At 39.6% G+C, this 510-nt stretch carries 1 pseudogene; it reads right to left on the reverse strand.

Annotation, left to right across the window (positions count from 1 at the left end):
- Nucleotides 1–510: pseudogene (locus M1F56_RS09795) on the reverse strand (IS30 family transposase); the annotation flags it as partial.

Raw genomic sequence — 510 nt, forward strand, 5'->3', positions numbered from 1 at the left:
TCAAATTAAGTGCACATTTTCTTCATAGAAGACTTCATAAGGAGTTTTCCAGTTAAGACATTTGCGTGGCCTATTATTAAGTTTGTTCTCCCACAGCTGAATGGTGTGCTCATCAACGAATGTTAAATCACTTCCTTTTGGAAAATATTCTCTTAGTAGTCCATTCGTATTCTCATTAGTCCCTAGTTGCCAAGGTGCATGAGGGTCAGGAAAATAGACCTATACCTTTAATTTGTCAGTCAAGTCTTGATGATTCGTGAATTCTTTTTCTCTATCTGGAGTGACGGTTTCTTCCGGTAAGGGCTCCAACATTTGTACCATAGCCTCTATGACAAGTTTGCTTTTCTTGACAGCTACCTTCTGAATTTTTAGAAAACGAGAATAGCGATCCGTTAGAGTCACTAAGCAAGCTTTTCCAGTTTTACCTGTAACCGTATCTGCTTCCCAATCACCGACCCTAGCTCGCTTGTTTGCTTCTTCGGGTTTTTCGTGAATGGTATGAGAAATAGA

The sequence above is a fragment of the Streptococcus oralis genome, assembly GCF_023109005.1.
GTDB classification, from domain to species: Bacteria; Bacillota; Bacilli; order Lactobacillales; family Streptococcaceae; genus Streptococcus; species Streptococcus oralis_BU.